The sequence below is a fragment of the Streptomyces sp. NRRL WC-3742 genome, assembly GCF_000720635.1.
Taxonomy (GTDB): Bacteria; Actinomycetota; Actinomycetes; order Streptomycetales; family Streptomycetaceae; genus Kitasatospora.
The window spans coordinates 22172-39397 of the sequence record NZ_JOCF01000076.1 but is presented as its reverse complement, the minus strand read 5'-3'; the positions used below and the strand labels follow the sequence as shown (position 1 = coordinate 39397).

The window sequence follows — 17226 nt, the reverse complement described above, 5'->3', positions numbered from 1 at the left end:
GTCAACTATGGTTGACACCTCCCCGTGGCGTCAACCCTGGTTGACAACAAGAAGAGGCGGGGGGGGGGGCGGAGGCCCCCCCCCCCCCCCCCCGGGGGTGTAGCCGATATCAGCTGCAGCCGCTGGTGGAGCCGCAGCCCTCGCAGAGGTAGCAGGAGCCGGCGCGGCGCATCTTGGTGCCGCAGGAGAGGCAGAGGGGGGCGTCGGCGTTGAGGCCGAGCTGGATCTCCATCAGCTCCGTGGAGTTGTGGGCCTGCCGGGGGGCGGGCTTGGGGGCCTCGACGGCGGCCGGGGCCGGGGTCGGGGCGGGCTTGGCGGCGACCGGGGCGGACTGGGCGAGCGACTCGGTGTCGAGCTCCTCGGCCTCCAGCGGCTCGTAGGAGCCCGTCTCCAGGTGGCGCGTGCGCTCCTCGACGGAGTGGATGCCGAGCGCCGAGCGGGTCTCGAAGGGCAGGAAGTCCAGCGCCAGGCGGCGGAAGATGTAGTCGACGATCGACTGCGCCATCCGCACGTCCGGGTCGTCGGTCAGACCGGCAGGCTCGAAGCGCATGTTGGTGAACTTCGAGACGTACGTCTCCAGCGGCACGCCGTACTGGAGGCCGACCGAGACGGCGATGGAGAAGGCGTCCATCATGCCCGCGAGGGTCGAGCCCTGCTTGGACATCTTCAGGAAGACCTCGCCGAGGCCGTCGTCCGGGTAGGAGTTGGCGGTCATGTAGCCCTCGGCGCCACCGACCGTGAAGGAGGTGGTGATGCCGGGACGGCCCTTGGGCAGGCGCTTGCGGACCGGGCGGTACTCGACGACCTTCTCGACCGCGGGGGCCGGGGCCTCCTCGGCCTTGGTCTCGGGCTCCTTCTTCTTGGCGGAGAGCGGCTGGCCGACCTTCGAGTTTTCGCGGTAGATGGCGAGCGCCTTGACGCCCATCTTCCACGCCTCGAAGTAGATCTCCTCGACGTCCTCGACGGTCGCGCCGCCGGGCATGTTGACCGTCTTGGAGATGGCACCGGAGATCCAGGGCTGGATCGCGGCCATCATCCGCACGTGGCCCATCGGCGAGATGGTGCGCTCGCCCATCGCGCAGTCGAACACCTCGTAGTGCTCGGGGTCGAGGCCCGGCGCGTCCACGACGTTGCCGTGCTCGGCGATGTGGGCGACGATCGCCTCGATCCGCTCGTCCTGGTAGCCCAGGCGCTTGAGCGCCCGCGGCACGGTGCCGTTGACGATCTGCATCGAGCCGCCGCCGACGAGCTTCTTGAACTTGACCAGGGCCAGGTCGGGCTCGACGCCGGTGGTGTCGCAGTCCATCATCAGGCCGATGGTGCCGGTCGGGGCGAGCACCGAAGCCTGGGCGTTGCGGAAACCGTTCTGCGCGCCGACGCGCAGCACGTCCTGCCAGGACTTGTTGGCCGCCAGCCAGACCGGGGCGTCCAGCTCGTCGAAGGAGACGGCGTCCAGCGAGGCGTCGGCGTGCTGCTTCATGACGCGCTGGTGCGCGGTCGCGTTGCGGGCGTAGCCGTCGTACGCGCCGACGACGCCGGCGAGTTCGGCGCCGCGGCGGTAGGCGGTGCCGGTCATCAGGGAGGTGATGGCACCGGCCAGGGCGCGGCCGCCCTCGCTGTCGTAGGCGTGGCCGGTGGCCATCAGCAGGGCGCCGAGGTTGGCGTAGCCGATGCCGAGCTGGCGGTAGGCGCGGGTGGTCTCGCCGATCTTCTCGGTGGGGAAGTCGGCGAAGCAGATGGAGATGTCCATCGCGGTGATGACCAGCTCGACGACCTTGGCGAAGCGCTCGGCGTCGAAGGAGTCGTCCTCGCGCAGGAACTTCATCAGGTTGAGCGAGGCGAGGTTGCAGCTGGAGTTGTCCAGGTGCATGTACTCCGAGCACGGGTTGGACGCGTTGATGCGGCCCGACTCCGGGCAGGTGTGCCAGTGGTTGATGGTGGAGTCGTACTGGATTCCGGGGTCGGCACAGGCCCAGGCGGCCTCGGCCATCTTGCGGAACAGCTTCTTGGCGTCGACGGTCTCGATGACCTCGCCGGTCATCCGGGCGCGCAGGCCGAATTCGGTGCCGTTCTCGACGGCGGTCATGAATTCGTCGTTGACGCGGACGGAGTTGTTGGCGTTCTGGTACTGGACGGACGTGATGTCGTCGCCGCCGAGGTCCATGTCGAAGCCCGCGTCGCGCAGGGCGCGGATCTTCTCCTCCTCCTTCACCTTGGTCTCGATGAAGGCTTCGACGTCCGGGTGGTCGACGTCGAGGACGACCATCTTGGCCGCGCGGCGGGTGGCGCCGCCGGACTTGATGGTGCCGGCGGAGGCGTCGGCGCCGCGCATGAAGGAGACCGGGCCGGAGGCGTTGCCGCCGGAGGAGAGAAGTTCCTTGCTGGAGCGGATGCGGGAGAGGTTGAGGCCGGCGCCGGAGCCGCCCTTGAAGATCATGCCCTCTTCCTTGTACCAGTCGAGGATCGACTCCATGGAGTCGTCGACGGACAGGATGAAGCAGGCGCTGACCTGCTGGGGCTGCTTGGTGCCGACGTTGAACCAGACCGGCGAGTTGAAGCTGAACACCTGGTGGAGGAGGGCGTGGGTCAGCTCGTGCTCGAAGACCTCGGCGTCGTCCTTGGTGGCGAAGTAGCCGTGCTTCTCGCCGGCGGCGCGGTAGGTGAGCACCACGCGGTCGATGATCTGCTTGAGGCTCCACTCGCGCTGCGGGGTGCCGACCGCGCCGCGGAAGTACTTGGACGTGACGATGTTGACGGCGTTGACCGACCAGAAGTCGGGGAACTCCACGCCGCGCTGCTCGAAGTTGATCGAGCCGTCGCGCCAGTTGGTCATGACGACGTCGCGCCGCTCCCAGCGGACCTCGTCGTACGGGTGCACGCCAGGAGTGGTGTAGATGCGCCCGATCCTGAGACCGCCCTTGGGGGCCTTGCCGGCGCCCTTGGCCGCGGTCTTGTCGGACTTCGACCCTCGTGCGGAACCGCTCGTGGTGTCTGTCACTTCTCGCTCCTCCTCCTGGGCAAACGCCCGAAGTGCCCTGAAAAGTCCGGGCACCGCTGGTTCGTTCTTCCGGTGTGCGGGCAGCCGGAGCCTCGCCTGCTTGCGCACGGTTTGTGATGTTCTGCGCCCCGGTTTCGGGCGCGCGGGGCCCCGAGGGGCCGTCGTGGTGCGGGGTGGCCCGCGATGGGGCCGGGGCTGCGCCGGTTAGGGCGCGGGGGCGGGGACGGGCACGCAGGTGTCCTCCCCCTCGGAGATCGACCGCTCGGCGCGGAGTTCCGCGATGGCGGCCTCGAAGTCTTCCAGTCCGTCGTACGCCTGGTACACGCTGGCGAAGCGCAGGTAGGCGACCACGTCGAGGTCCTTGAGCGGGCCGAGTATGGCCAGCCCGACGTCGTGGGTGGTCAGCTCCGCGCTGCCGCTGCCGCGCAGGCACTCCTCGACCCGCTGGCCGAGCTGTGCGAGCGCGTCCTCGGTGACAGGGCGGCCCTGGCACGCCTTGCGGACGCCGGTGATCACCTTCTGCCGCGAGAACGGTTCCGTCACGCCGCTGCGCTTGATGACCATCAGCGCGGCCGTCTCCACGGTGGTGAAGCGGCGGCCGCAGTCCGGGCACTGCCGGCGGCGTCGGATGGAGCTGCCGTCCTCGGTGGTCCGGCTGTCGACAACGCGGCTGTCGGAGTGCCGGCAGAAGGGGCAGTGCACCTGAGAGATCCCTCCCTGGCAGGACGTGCGGACCGGTTGAGTCTATGCGATGTGCCCCGGGCCTCGGCAAGCTGATCATGCGCCGCGACCACTACCACTGGGCACGGGGAGGACTGTAGCCACTACATCTAGGTCTTCGGGGGAGGTGGCACCCCTGGCGTGTCGAGTGGAGATTAGACTTCCGAAGTCGACTTCCGGTCGAACACTTAATCGATGTACAACAAAGCCTTGATCGAGTCAGCCAACTCCCGAATAATTCACTCGAACGTGTGTTTGGCGCAACCTTTCGATAGGAGGTGCGTTGGGCTGGAAAAGGGGAGAGGACAGCCGTCGAGAGGGGCCGCCGTGAACACGATCGAGAGCAACACCATCCCGGTGCAGGAACACTCCCAGTTCAAGGTGGGGCAGCGCACCACGAATCCGCAGGGTGTGGACGACAATATGGACCGTAGCGAAGAACACCGCCTCTCCGGAGCGGCCGTCTCCGGCACGGGCCGTGTCCCCGACCAGCCGATCGAGCACTCCCCCGCCATGGACGAGACCCATCATTCCCCCGCCCGCGCCCTACCCGGGCGCCCCCCCGGCATCCGCACGGACGAGGCGGGCCTCACCGAGCGCCAGCGGCGCGTGATCGAGGTCATCCGCGACTCCGTCCAGCGCCGGGGGTACCCGCCGTCCATGCGCGAGATCGGCCAGGCCGTGGGCCTGTCCAGCACCTCCTCCGTCGCCCACCAGCTGATGGCGCTGGAGCGCAAGGGCTTCCTGCGCAGGGACCCGCACCGGCCCCGCGCCTACGAGGTCCGCGGCGTCGAGGTGGCCCGCCCCAACACCGCCGAGACGGCCGGGCGCCCCTCCACCTCGTACGTGCCGCTGGTCGGCCGGATCGCCGCCGGCGGGCCCATCCTCGCCGAGCAGACGGTCGAGGACGTCTTCCCGCTGCCGCGCCAGCTCGTCGGCGAGGGCGAGCTGTTCGCGCTCACCGTGCGTGGGGACTCGATGATCGAGGCCGCCATCTGCGACGGCGACTGGGTCACCGTGCGCCGCCAGCCCGTCGCCGAGAACGGCGACATCGTGGCCGCCATGATCGACGGTGAGGCCACCATCAAGCGCCTCAAGCGCGAGGACGGCCGGATCTGGCTGATGCCGCACAACCCGGCGTACGAGCCGATCAACGGCGACAACGCGACCATCCTGGGCAAGGTCGTCGCCGTCCTGCGCCGCCTCTGACGGGCAGCGCACCGCGCCACCGACAACGGGAAGGGGCTCCGCCGCGGACAACCGCGGGGAGCCCCTCCGTCGTTCCCCGGGAGCTCACGGCTCAGCAGGGGCTCACAGGCTCAGCCCCGCTTCGTCACCGGCCGCACCGGCTCCGCCGAGGCGTCGATGGCCGCCAGCGAGCGCCGCACCTGGTTGCGGTCCGTGGTGTACCAGAACTCGGGCATCGAGGAGCGGAAGAAGCCCCCGTACCGCTTGGTCTCCACCCGGGGGTCGAGCACCGCCACCACGCCACGGTCCTCGGAGGCGCGCACCAGCCGGCCCGCGCCCTGTGCCATCAGCAGCGCCGCGTGCGTGGCCGCGACGGCCATGAAGCCGTTCCCGCCGTGCTGCTCGACGTCCTTCTGCCGGGCGCTCATCAGCGGGTCGTCCGGCCGCGGGAACGGGATGCGGTCCATGACGACCAGCTGGCAGGCCGAACCGGGCACGTCCACGCCCTGCCAGAGCGAGAGCGTGCCGAACAGGCAGGTGGTCGCGTCCGAGGCGAACTCCCGGATCAGCTCGCCGAGGGTGTCCTCGCCCTGGAGCAGGATCCGGTGGTCCAGCCGCTCCCGCATCGCCTCGGCGGCCGCCTGGGCGCCGCGCATGGAGGAGAACAGGCCCAGCGTGCGCCCGCCCGCCGCGCCGATCAGCTCCTCCAACTCGTCGAGCATGTCCGGCCGTTCGGGATCGCGCCCGGGGTCGGCGAGGTGCTTGGCGACGTACAGGATGCCCTGCTTGGGGTACTTGAACGGCGAGCCGACGTCCATGCCCCGCCAGTACGGGACGGCGTCCTCCTCGGCGGAGAGGCCGGGCTCCGGGTTGTCCCCCGGCGTCCGCTCGTCCGGCAGCCGGGCCTCCTTGGGCAGGCCCACCGAGCCGGCCACGCCGTTGAAGTCCCCGCCGAGCTTGAGGGTGGCCGAGGTGAGCACCACCGAGCGCTCCTTGTACAGGCCCTCGCGCAGCAGCCCGGACACGCTCAGCGGCGCGACCCTCAGCGAGGCCGTGCCCAGCCCGTAGCGGTCGCTGCGCTCGATCCAGACCACGTCGTACTCGGAGCCCTCCAACAGCCGGTCCGCCGTCTCGTGCAGCGTCTCCGCCGAGGCCATCGCCTGCTTGCGCACCGCGTCCTCGTCGCTGAGCCCCTTGTCCCTGGTCTCCCCGAGCGAGGTGATCACCTGCCGGGAGGCGTCCCGGATCGCGGTGACGGCGTACGCCAGGTACTCGGGCAGCTCCTCGACCCGGCCGGGCTGGGCGGTCTCCATCAGGCCGTGGTAGTTCTCGGCGGCGGCCTGCAGCGCGTCCACGGCCTTCTCGTTGGCCAGGCGCGCCGCCCGCTTCACGGCCCGGTTGACGGCGCCCACGGTCAGCTCGGCGGTGGCCGCGCCGGTGACGCGGTTGACCAGCTCGTGCGCCTCGTCCACGATCAGCAGCCCGTGCTCGGGCAGCACCGGCGCGCCCTCGATCGCGTCGATCGCCAGCATCGCGTGGTTGGTGACCACGACGTCCGCCAGCTTGGCGCGCTCGCGGGCCTTCTCGGCGAAGCACTCCTGCCCGTACGCGCAGCGGGTGGCGCCCAGGCACTCCTTGGACGTGACGGCCAGCTGCGCCCACGCCTTGTCGGAGACGCCGGGGCTGAGGTCGTCGCGGTCGCCGGTCTCCGTCTCGTCGGCCCAGTCGCGCAGCCGCAGCACGTCCTGCCCGAGCTTGCCGGTGGGGCCGCCGAGCGCGTCCACCGGGTCGAACAGGCCCTCGCCCTCGTCGCTCGGGGTGCCCTCGTTGGCGCGGTGCAGGCACAGGTAGTTGGACCGGCCCTTGAGCATCGCGAACAGCGGGCGCCGGCGCAGCACCGGGTGCAGCGCCTCGACGGTGCGCGGCAGGTCCCGTTCCACGAGCTGGCGTTGGAGCGCCAGGGTGGCGGTGGCGACGACGACGCGGTCGCCGTGGGCCAAGGCCGGCACCAGGTAGGCGAGGGACTTCCCGGTGCCGGTGCCGGCCTGGACGAGCAGGTGCTCGCCGTGGTCGACGGCGTCGGCGACGGCCTCGGCCATCCGGAGCTGGCCGGGGCGTTCCACGCCTCCCACGGCCGCCACCGCGGCGTGCAGCAGGTCGGGGATGTGCGAGCGCGGGACGGCTACGGGCTCTTCGGCCTCGGCGGCCTCGTCGTCGAGCGGTGCCGCGAGCTGGGATTCGGAGTCGTTCGTCATGACACTCCCACCCTACGGGGCAGGGCTGACAATCCGGTCCCGTTGCCCGGAAGGGCGCTGGGCCGGAAGACGCACCTCCACCCCGACCAGGGCGTTGGGCACCGTCCCGTGGCGCGCGGCGTGCGGGCGGGCGGGGCGGTCGTGGTAGCCGTCCAGGAGCAGCCGGTTGCGGTTGAGGCAGAGCCGGTCGATCTCGGGCCGGAAGAGGTCGAAGAGCTCGAAGCGCTCGCCCAGCTCGGGGAAGCGCGCCTGGTGGCCGAGGATCTCGGCGCGCAGCAGCGCCCAGAACTCGGTCTCGGGCAGGCCCGCCTGCGCCTCCAGCAGCGGGGCGAGGTAGCGGAAGACGCCGATGAAGAGCCCGGAGTGGATGAACTGGCACAGGCCCTGGGGGTTCTCCCGCAGCAGCACCTCGGCGACCTCGGCGGGCAGGTCGCGCAGTTCGGGCAGGTCCTGGTCGCTGAGGTTGACGTCGTCCACGAAGTCCTTGACCGCGAGCCTGGCGGGCACGTCCCGCTCGTCGAAGACCACGATCGCGTTCTCCCCGTGCGGGGAGAAGACCAGCCCGTAGCGGTAGAGGAAGTGCAGCAGCGGCGGCAGCATCGCGGAGAAGAGCCGGCCGGTCCACTCGGCGGGGGTGAGGCCGGAGCGGGCGATCAGCTCGGCGGCGAGCGCCCGCCCGTCGGAGCCGGTCTGCAGCAGGGCGGCCAGGGTGCGGGCGCGCTCACCGGGCTCGAGGAAGGGGCCGAGGGGTTCGCGCCAGATCGCGCCGAGCAGTTCCTTGTACTGGTACGGCGCCTCGGGCAGCTCCCGGTAGACCGGGTGGTCGACGGTGACGGAGGCGATCTCGCCGAGGAGGATCACCCGGCACTCGTCGCGCAGGTACGGGTCCTTGTCGCGCAGCCCGTGCAGCCAGGCGGTGACGGCGGGCGCGGCGAGGGTGCGCTCGGTGGGCAGGCCCCGCCAGACCAGGGTGTTGAGGATGGACAGGGGCAGCTTGACGGTGCAGCGCTCGGGGTGGGCGGTGTTGAAGAAGGAGCGGATGGACTGCTGCGGCAGCCGTGGGTCGCCGTCCGTGGGCAGCGGGACGATCTCGCCGGAGGCGATCCAGGGAGCGAACAGCGGCAGGACGGTCTGCTCCCACTGCCAGGGGTGGACGGGCAGCAGCAGGTAGTCCTCGGCGTCGGGGCCGAGCGCGGAGCGCAGTGCGTCCACGTCGTCGAGTTCGCGGGCGTACAGCTGCTCGGGCCGCTCCAGGCCGGGCACGCCCCGGTACTCGGCGAGCCGGCGGTGGACGGCGATCCAGGGCAGCGGGCGGGGACTGCGGGCCTCGGGGGTCCAGCGGGCGGCGTCGCTGCCGGAGAAGCCGATGCGCCCCTTGTTGGGGACGATCCAGGGGTGCCCGCCCTGGCGGCCCTCGATGGCGGGGTGGTCGAGTTCGGCGAGTTCGGCGGCGCTGAGGGCGGTGGCGAGCTGGCGGGCGTCGGCGGTGAGGGTGGCGGCGAGTTCGCGCACGAGGTGGCCCGCGGTCTCGCCGCCGACGCCGAGGGTGGTGCGGGCGTACGGGAGGAAGCGCAGCGGGTCCAGCCCTTCCGGGCGGGTGCAGCGCACCGAGGCCGGGTCGACCTGCCAGCTGCCGTACGCGCCCCGGCGGGCGGTGAACTCGTAGGTGATGTCCGGTAGTTCGAGCCGGTACTCGCCCTCGGCCCGGCCGGGCGCGGGGGTGAGCAGTTCCTCGTAGGCGAACTCTCCGATCATCTTGGCCAGGAGGTCGCGCGCGGCACGGCGCCAGTGTCCGGCGGTGAGGTGGGGTGGCAGGTAGAGCGGGGTGTCAGCGGCCGACGGTTGCGGCACGGGTCAGCTCCTGGGGGCGAGGGATGGAGGCTTGCGGGGTGGGCGCGGGCGGTGCGAAGCCCGTCCAGGCGGTGCGGGTGGGCAGGCGGTGGACGGTGCGCCCGGTGACGGCGTTGAGGATGACGGCGGCCCGGTGGGCGCCGAGCCCGAGGTCGGGGGTGCCGACTCCGTGGGTGTGCAGCTCGGCGTTCTGGACGTAGAGGCCGCCGGTGAGTTCGGGCCGGGTGGCGACGCGGTGGTCGAGGTCGACCCGGTAGCGCCCGGCCTCGTCCCAGTCGACCAGGTGGGCGAGCGGTTCGAGCGCGGCGGGCCGGACGGCCCGGTAGCCGGTGGCGAGCACCACGGCGTCGGTGCGCAGCAGGTGCTCGGCGCCGGAGTCGGTGTGCCGGCAGTGCAGTTCGAGGCCCCCGCAGGGGCCGGGGCGGGCGGCGGTGACGGCGGTGCCGGGGGTGATCTCGACGGGCACGGAGTCGATCGGGCGGCCGATGGTGCGCTCGTAGAGGTGGTCGTGGATCTCGGCGAGGGTCTCGGCACTGGCGGCCTTGTGGAGCTGCCACTGGGCGGTGACGAGGCCGTCGCGCACGGGCGCGGGCAGGCCGTGGAAGTAGCGGGTGTAGTCGGGGGTGAAGTGCTCCAGGCCGAGCTTGGAGTACTCCATGGGGGCGAGCGCCCTGGTCCGGGTGAGCCAGCGCAGCCGGACGCCGTCTCCCTCGTGGCGGCGCAGCAGGTCGAGGAAGACCTCGGCGCCGGACTGGCCGCTGCCGACGACGGTGATGTCGCGGGCGCCGTCGAGGTCGGCGCGGCGGTCGAGGTACTCGGCGGAGTGGAAGGCGCCCGGGTGGCCAGCCAGTTCGGCGAAGGCGTCGGGCCGGACCGGTTCGGTGCCGACGCCGAGGGCGAGGTGGCGGGCGCGGACGGTGGAGCGGCGGCCGGTGGCGGTCTCGGTCAGCTCGGCCCGGTAGTAGGGCTCCTCCCAGTGCAGGGCGGTGACCTCGGTGCCGAAGCGGCAGGTGGGCAGCCCTTCGGCGGCCCAGCGGCAGTACTGGTCGTACTCGCGGCGGGGCAGCTGGAAGCGCTCGGAGAAGTAGAACGGGAACAGCCGGTCCTGCTCGCGCAGGTAGTTGAGGAAGGACCAGCGGCTGGTCGGGTCGACGAGGGAGACGAGGTCGGCGAGGAAGGGCACCTGCATCCGGGCGCCGTCCACCAGCATGCCGTGGTGCCAGCGGAAGTCCGGGCGCCGGTCGCAGAAGAGCGTGCGCAGGCCGGGCACGGGGTCGGCGAGCGCGGCGAGCGAGAGGTTGAACGGGCCGAGGCCGACGCCGAGCAGGTCGTACGGCGGCTGGGCGGGTGCCGGTGTGTCCACGGGAGGCGTCCTAAGAGGGCTGGGCGGATCGGGCGCGGACCATCAGGGCCGCGCGCTTGTCGGGCAGGTCGAGTTCGGCGGTGGCCGTGAATCCGGCCCGCTCGAAGGCGCGGATCGAGCGCCGGTTGCGCAGGTCCGGTTCGGCCACCACCCGTTCGCATGCGGCGACTTGACGCAGGATCAGCGAGGAGAGCGCGGCGAGCAGCATCGCCCCCAGCCCCCGTCCGCGGGCGGTGGCGGGGCCGAGCAGCAGGTGCACCCCGGTGTCGTACGGCCGGGCGGGGTAGTGCCGGGCGAGCGGGTCGAGGTCCGCGCGGTAGACCTCCCAGTAGCTCATCGGCTCGCCGTCGAGCAGCCCGAGGCAGGGCACGCTGTGGGGGGGCAGGCTGTGGGAGGGCACGCCGGCGCAGGGCACGCTGCTGCCGTCCCCGTCGAGTTGGGCACGCAGGTGCGCCTCGGTGACGGCGGGCGGCCCGGCGAGTCGCCAGAACTCGTCCACCTCGGGGTCGTTCATCCAGCCGGCGATCAGCTCGGTGTCCCGGGGCAGGCGTACGGGGCTGAGCCCGAACTCGCCCGCCGGGGTGGGGACGGCGCCCCACCCGGGCAGGTCGCCGATCATCGGGCGTCCGCCAGCGGGTTGGGGATGTCCACGTACACGGACTGGGTGGCGACGGGGCCGACGAGTTCGTCCAGGCCGTTGATCCGGGTGAGCAGGTTCGCCTTGCAGGGCAGGGTGGGCGAGTCCAGCATCAGCGCGGGCAGCGCCGAGCCGGTGGCGGTGGCGCGCGGGCCGGCCAGGAAGCGGCGCAGCCCGGCGAGCAGGACGCCCTCGTCGGCGAGGCCCTGGCTGCCGAAGGCGCCGATCAGGCCGAGCACGTGGTTGATGCCGAGGTAGTAGGCGAAGTGGTGGTCGATGACGGCGTCGGGCAGGAAGGTGTCGCTCTCGGCGCCGAGCCCGGGGAGCCGGGCGGTGAGCCGGTCGGCGGCGCTCTCGCGGTAGTAGTAGCCCTGGTTGTCGCGGTAGCGGCCGCCGAGGGGCCAGCCTTCGGCGTCGAGCAGGACGAGGCTGTTCTGCTGGTGGGCCTCCAGGGCGATGCCGCCGCGTCCGTCGAGCCACAGGACGGGCAGGACGACGGCGTCCAGGTAGCGCAGGAACCATTCGGCGGAGACGGTGCGCAGCGGCCGTCCGGTGCGGGCGGCGAGGGCGCGCAGGGTGTCGCCGAGCCGGGAGGGCACGGTGTCGCCGGTGCCGCGCGGCTGTTCGGCGACGAGCCCGGCGACGCACAGCACCCGGTCGGTGGGGGCGAAGGGCTGGGCGCGCAGCACGGTGTCCAGGCCGCCGGGGTCGCCGAGGTCGGGGTGGTCGACGCCGATCCAGGCCGGGTCGCGGACGATGTCGAAGCCGGGGTGGGCGGCCCGCCACTCGGCGGCGAGGCCGCTCTCCAGCAGCCGGTGCATCTCCAGGCCGCGCAGGAGTTCCTTGCGCAGGTTCTCCCGCCGGGAGTTGGTGATCCGCAGGCCGAGGGAGAGCTTGAGCATCCAGGGGGTGCCGGGCCGGTAGACGGTGCGCACCGAGGAGGTGGGGTGCCAGGGCTCGCCGGCGGGGCCGAGGTCGCGCACCGTCCCGTCGGCGAGCAGCGCGGCGACGGCGGGGCGGTGGGCGAGTTCGCGGGCCTGCCAGGGGTGCAGGGGCAGGGCGGCGGTGCCGGGCGGCAGGGTGAGGGCGTCGCCGAGCAGGGCGGCGGTGAGCCTCTCGGCGCTCTCGGGGACGGCGGAGCCGGAGGCGAGGAGGCCGCGGTCGACGGCGTACCAGTGGACCTGGAAGGAGCCGTGCAGTTCGGGCGAGTAGGCGGCGCTCTGGGCGGGGCCGAGGCCGTCGCGGCTCTTGGGGGTGGGGTGCAGGGGGTGGCCGAGGAGCAGGGCCTGTTCGGCGGCGAGGAAGCGGGAGCGCTCGGGGCCGCCGGGTGCGACGGTGCCTCGGTGGTGGGCGAGGATCTCGGCGGTGCGCACGACGGAGTCGGCGACGCGGGCGGCGAGGTCGGCGACCTGCCCGGGGTCGGGGCGGTCGGCGGCCGCGGCGGCGAGCAGCGCGGCGGCGGTGACGGCGTCGACGGGGGCGTCGGCGCTGCCCGGTCCGGCGCCGAGGGTGGCCGGGCCGAAGCGGTGCCAGCCGGCGGGCGACCAGTGGCGGACGGGCGCGGTGAGCCGGGCGGCGCCGCCGAGGACGTCGATGCGCAGCCGTCCGTCCGGCCCGGGGCGGGCGCCGGTCTCCCGGGTCCAGCAGCGCAACAGGGCTTCCAGGGCGGCCTGTTCGGCGGCGACGGCGGGGTCCGGGTGCAGCAGCGGGTCGGGCCCGAGAGGCCCGTCGGCGGCGGCCGGCGGTACGGGCGGGGCTCCGGTGAGGGCGGCGGTGCTCAAGGCTGCTCCTTGGTGCGCGTGGGGGTGCTGAACGCGCGGGTGGCGGTGCGTGGGCCTGCGTCACCCGCATTCCGTCGCGTCAGGTAAGGGTTACCTATCCATGACGGGTGATCACAAGGACGCCTCACTCGTACGGGTGAAGATCGGTGATAGTCCGCCGACGGCCCCGCGAACCCTGCTGCGGCAACGGAGCGGGCGCGTCCGCGTCACGGATCGGTGCCCCCCGACCGGGTCCGCAACCCGGGGGGCGGCGACCGCCGTCGTGTACGGCGATGGAAGACTCCAGGGCGGCGAAGCGCCGTACCACCGCCCGACCGAGCACAGGGGGAAGTGCACAGATGCCTACGATCCACCGGTCAGCCCTGGCCGCCGCCGTGGTCGCGGGAACGCTGCTCGCCGCGAGCGCCTGCGGGCCGGACGGCCCGGCCGGCGACGACCCTTCCACGGTGGCCGCCCCGCCGCCCGCCTCCGCGAGCGCCTCTCCGGCCGTGATCACCCTGCCGTCCGGTCTGCCGACCAGTCTGCTGGAGGGCCTGCCCAGGACCTGGGACGACCTCAAGAAGTGGAAGCTCGACGACTGGGACAAGTGGGCGTCCAAGCACGTGTTCAACAACCCGGTGGTGAAGGACTTCTGGGACCCGGACAAGATGGGCGACTCCAAGCCCGCCGAGCCGGCCCCGCCCGCGAACAAGCCCGCCCCCGCCACCCCGAAGCCGGCCACCGACGACGGGGTGACGGACCCGGAGCCGCCGATGGTCAAGGCCGTGCCGGTACCCCGCCCGTACACCAAGCAGCCCTCCGGCAAGGTGTTCTTCAGCGCCAAGGGCGGCCGCGGCAACTGCTCGGCGACGGTGATCACCGACCCGCAGCACCCCGGAAGGAGCAACCTGGTCTGGACGGCCGGGCACTGCGTGCACGAGGGCAAGGGCGGCAGCTTCTTCAAGGACCTCGTCTTCGTGCCCGCCTACAACAACTCGGGCGCCTCCAGCGGCGGCAAGCGCGCCCCGCTGTCCGAACTGGCGCCGCTGGGCACCTGGTGGGCCGACCAGGTCACCACCTCGCCTCAGTGGATGGTCGAGGGCGGCGGGGGCGGTGACGCGGCCAACCAGTACGACTTCGCGGTCATGCGGGTGCGCAACCAGAGCGACACCGGCAAGTCCCTGGAGGAGACGGTCGGTTCGGCCGTCCCGGTCTGGTTCGACGCTCCCCGCGACCAGCTCAAGGTGGCGGCCATCGGGTACCCGCTGGTCAAGCCCTTCGACGGCCAGGAGCTGTACCGCTGCGACGGCGGGAAGCCGACCCGGCTCTCCTTCGACGCCAAGCGGCCCACCATGCTCACCATCGGCTGCAACATGACCCAGGGCGCCAGCGGCGGCGGCTGGTTCGCCACCATGCCGGACGGCCGGACGGCCCTGGTCAGCAACACCTCCATCGGCACCCAGGAGCACACCTCGCTCAGCGGCCCGTACCTGGAGGCCGTCGCCGAGCAGGCGTTGGAGTGGATCTCCCACAAGCAGTAGCGCCGCGCAGCAGTGAGGAACCACCACGGGGGACGATCCAGCATGCCCAGGAACACCGGCCGACGGCGCCGGGCCGCGACGGCGGCCGCGCTGCTCGGCGCGCTCGCGCTCACCGCCACGGCCTGCGGGCCGGACGCCGCCCCCGGCACCTCCGAGCCGCCCAGCGCGCTGCCGAGGACGGCGCCGACCAGCCTGGGCGACCTGAGCGGCTGGAAGCTGGAGGACTGGGCGAGGTTCACCGCCGACAGCGCCTTCCGCAACGACGTGGCGCCGGGCTTCTGGACCACCTCCCGGATGGACGCCTCCAGGGCGCGACTGGTGCAGGAGTACTCCCTGACCTCCCCCGCCAAGGGCGAGGTCCAGCGCGACGCCCCGCCCGCCGCCGTCCAGGCCGGGCCGCAGCCGCACCCGTACGACCCGGCCTCCGCCGTGGTCGGCCGGCTGTTCGCGACCACGCCCAGGGGCGACGCCGCCTGCTCCGCCACGGTGGTCTCCGACCCGCTCAACCCGGGCCGCAGCAACCTCGTCTACACCGCCGCCCACTGCCTGCACGAGGGCAGGGGCGGCGGCTGGCTCAGGAACCTGGTCTTCGTCCCCGCCTTCAACCGGGACGGCCGGGCCACCCACGGCAAGCCGTACACCGAGCAGCAGGCGGCCCCCTACGGCCGGTGGACGGCGGTGCGCGCGCTGGTCTCGCCGACCTGGCTGCAGGAGGGCGGCGTCGGCGCGCACGACCAGTACGACTACGGGATCGTCCGCGTCCGCGGCGAGGGCGCCGTCTCCCTGGAGGAGGCCGTCGGCGGCTCGGTGCCGGTCTGGTTCAACGCCCCGCGCGAGCAGATCACCTCCGCCGTCGCGTACGGCTTCCCCGCCGAGAAGCCCTTCGACGGCCTGGAGCTGCAGCGCTGCGACTCCGCCGCGGCCCCGGGCCGGCTCTCCTTCGACCGCACCCGCCCGCCGATGTACGTGATCGGCTGCACCATGACGGGCGGGGCGGACGGCGGCGGCTGGTTCGTCACCAGGGACGGCAAGCCCAACCTGGTCAGCGTCGGCTCCCTGGGCAACCGCAACCCGTCCGCGTACATGGCCGGGCCCTCCCTCCAGGACCAGGCCAAGCAGGCGTTCGACTACTTCACCAAGAACGTGCGCTGACAGCCGGAAGGCCCCGGACGGGATCCCTGGAACTCGGGAACCCGTCCGGGGCCTTCTCGCACTCCGGTCAGCCCTGCAGGGCCACCGTGAAGTACTCCAGCTCCGCGGCCAGCTCGGCCGGCACCTTGGCGTGCACCAGGGTGCCCTCGGCGGTGTGCTCGGTGGCGATCAGCTCGCCCTCCGCGTGCACCCGCGAGACCAGCGCGCCCTGGGTGTAGGGCACGAGGGCCTTGACCTCGACGGCCGGACGCGGCAGCTCGTCGTCGATGAGCTTGAGCAGCTCTTCGATGCCGGCGCCGGTGCGGGCCGACACCACGATGGCGTGCGGCTCGCGGCGCAGCAGCCGCTGGAGGACCTCCGGGTCGGCGGCGTCCGCCTTGTTGATGACCACCAGCTCGGGCACGTTCTGCGCGTCGACCGAGACGATGACCTCGCGGACGGCGGCCAGCTGCGTCTCCGGCTCGGGGTGCGAGCCGTCGACGACGTGCAGGATGAGGTCCGCGTCGGCGACCTCCTCCATGGTCGAGCGGAACGCCTCGACCAGGTGGTGCGGCAGGTGCCGCACGAACCCGACCGTGTCCGCCAGCGTGTAGAGCCGCCCGCTCGGCGTCTGGGCCCGGCGCACGGTCGGGTCCAGGGTCGCGAACAGGGAGTTCTCCACCAGCACGCCGGCCCCGGTGAGCCGGTTGAGCAGGGAGGACTTGCCGGCGTTGGTGTAGCCGGCGATGGCCACGGACGGCACCTGGTGGCGCTTGCGCTCCTGGCGCTTGGTGTCGCGGCCCTTCTTCATGTCGACGATCTCCCGGCGGAGCTTCGCCATCTTCTCGCGGATGCGGCGCCGGTCGGTCTCGATCTTGGTCTCACCGGGACCACGGGTGGCCATGCCGCCGCCGGACGAGCCGGAGCCACCACCACCCATCTGCCGGGACAGCGACTGACCCCAGCCGCGCAGGCGCGGCAGCATGTACTGCATCTGCGCGAGCGAGACCTGTGCCTTGCCCTCACGGGACTTGGCGTGCTGGGCGAAGATGTCCAGGATCAGGGCCGTCCGGTCGACGACCTTGACCTTGACCACGTCTTCCAGGTGGATCAGCTGGCCGGGGGTGAGCTCACCGTCGCAGACCACGGTGTCGGCGCCGCTGGAGGCGACGATGTCGCGCAGCTCCTGCGCCTTGCCGGAGCCGATGTAGGTGGCCGCGTCGGGCTTGTCACGGCGCTGGATGACGCCGTCCAGCACCTCGGAGCCCGCCGTCTCGGCGAGGGCGGCGAGCTCGGCCATCGAGTTCTCCGCCTCCACCAGGGTGCCGTCCGTCCACACGCCGACGAGCACCACGCGCTCCAGGCGCAGCTGGCGGTACTCGACCTCGGTGACGTCTTCGAGCTCGGTGGAGAGGCCGGCGACACGGCGCAGAGCGGCACGCTCGCTGCGGTCGTACTGGTCGCCGTCGTAGTGGTGGCCGAGGTCCTCGTCGATGGCCGCGAGGTCCTCGTCCATGAGGGCTTCCGCCCGCAGACCGTCCAGGCGGCGCGCGGCGTCGGCTTGGTCGCGGGTGTCGAACGTGGAGGTCATTCTGTCCTTAGGCTGCTGGTACGGGTGGCCTTCCGGGGGCCGTCGGTACGGCCCCGTACGGGAGTGTGCCCAGCCGTGGCCCCGGCTACCGTCCGGGTGAGAGGTGAGCTACCCCTGGGGGACGCGGGTTCCCCCGGGCTCCTGTGCCCTGAGAACGCCGCGGACCGGCCGTGAATTCCCCACGATGGTCG

The 17226-nt window shown here is 72.5% G+C and carries 11 protein-coding genes; 3 read left to right on the top strand and 8 right to left on the bottom strand.

Features of this window, described 5'->3' with window-relative positions:
* Positions 1–109 precede the first annotated feature (109 nt).
* Together IH61_RS0133090 and nrdR are read right to left on the bottom strand one after the other, a co-directional pair.
* Positions 110–2998: a vitamin B12-dependent ribonucleotide reductase gene (locus tag IH61_RS0133090; protein ID WP_031076712.1), complete on the bottom strand. Its 2889-nt coding sequence runs from the start codon at positions 2996–2998 to the stop codon at positions 110–112.
* Positions 2999–3202: 204 nt separating this feature from the next.
* A complete protein-coding gene (gene nrdR / locus IH61_RS0133085) occupies positions 3203–3700 on the bottom strand; it encodes a transcriptional regulator NrdR (RefSeq protein WP_031076709.1) in 498 nt (165 codons plus the stop codon).
* A gap of 531 nt (positions 3701–4231) precedes the next feature.
* Between nrdR and lexA the strand changes: the two genes are divergently transcribed.
* Positions 4232–4927 carry a transcriptional repressor LexA gene (gene lexA / locus IH61_RS0133080; RefSeq protein ID WP_031076707.1) on the top strand — a complete coding sequence of 232 codons (696 nt, stop codon included), beginning with the start codon at positions 4232–4234 and terminating at the stop codon, positions 4925–4927.
* Positions 4928–5037: 110 nt separating this feature from the next.
* Here lexA and IH61_RS0133075 read toward each other — a convergent pair whose 3' ends face one another.
* From IH61_RS0133075 to IH61_RS49165, 5 genes are read right to left on the bottom strand one after another with little or no spacing between them, the layout of a single operon-like run.
* Positions 5038–7161 (bottom strand): ATP-dependent DNA helicase, encoded by a 2124-nt coding sequence (locus IH61_RS0133075; RefSeq protein ID WP_078911583.1) that lies wholly within the window; start codon positions 7159–7161, stop codon positions 5038–5040.
* 12 nt (positions 7162–7173) lie between these two features.
* Positions 7174–9012: an IucA/IucC family protein gene (locus tag IH61_RS0133070; protein WP_031076702.1), complete on the bottom strand. Its 1839-nt coding sequence runs from the start codon at positions 9010–9012 to the stop codon at positions 7174–7176.
* Positions 8990–10375 (bottom strand): lysine N(6)-hydroxylase/L-ornithine N(5)-oxygenase family protein, encoded by a 1386-nt coding sequence (locus IH61_RS0133065; protein ID WP_037973688.1) that lies wholly within the window; start codon positions 10373–10375, stop codon positions 8990–8992. Before IH61_RS0133065 ends, IH61_RS0133070 begins: the two co-directional genes overlap by 23 nt.
* 10 nt (positions 10376–10385) lie before the next feature.
* Positions 10386–11102 (bottom strand): GNAT family N-acetyltransferase, encoded by a 717-nt coding sequence (locus IH61_RS49170; protein ID WP_051838484.1) that lies wholly within the window; start codon positions 11100–11102, stop codon positions 10386–10388.
* Complete coding sequence (locus IH61_RS49165) at positions 10991–12793, bottom strand: IucA/IucC family protein (protein WP_037973686.1); 1803 nt, start codon at positions 12791–12793, stop codon at positions 10991–10993. Before IH61_RS49165 ends, IH61_RS49170 begins: the two co-directional genes overlap by 112 nt.
* A 338-nt stretch (positions 12794–13131) precedes the next feature.
* Between IH61_RS49165 and IH61_RS0133050 the strand changes: the two genes are divergently transcribed.
* The gene (locus tag IH61_RS0133050; RefSeq protein ID WP_031076696.1) at positions 13132–14313 is read left to right on the top strand and encodes a trypsin-like serine peptidase; all 1182 of its coding nucleotides are present in this window, start codon (positions 13132–13134) and stop codon (positions 14311–14313) included.
* A gap of 42 nt (positions 14314–14355) precedes the next feature.
* The gene (locus IH61_RS0133045) at positions 14356–15465 is read left to right on the top strand and encodes a trypsin-like serine peptidase (RefSeq protein ID WP_031076694.1); all 1110 of its coding nucleotides are present in this window, start codon (positions 14356–14358) and stop codon (positions 15463–15465) included.
* A gap of 67 nt (positions 15466–15532) precedes the next feature.
* Here the strand turns inward: IH61_RS0133045 and hflX are convergent, their stop codons facing one another.
* Entirely contained in the window at positions 15533–17035 is a 1503-nt protein-coding gene (gene hflX, locus IH61_RS0133040; RefSeq protein ID WP_031076691.1) for a GTPase HflX, read from the bottom strand.
* Positions 17036–17226: the final 191 nt, after the last annotated feature.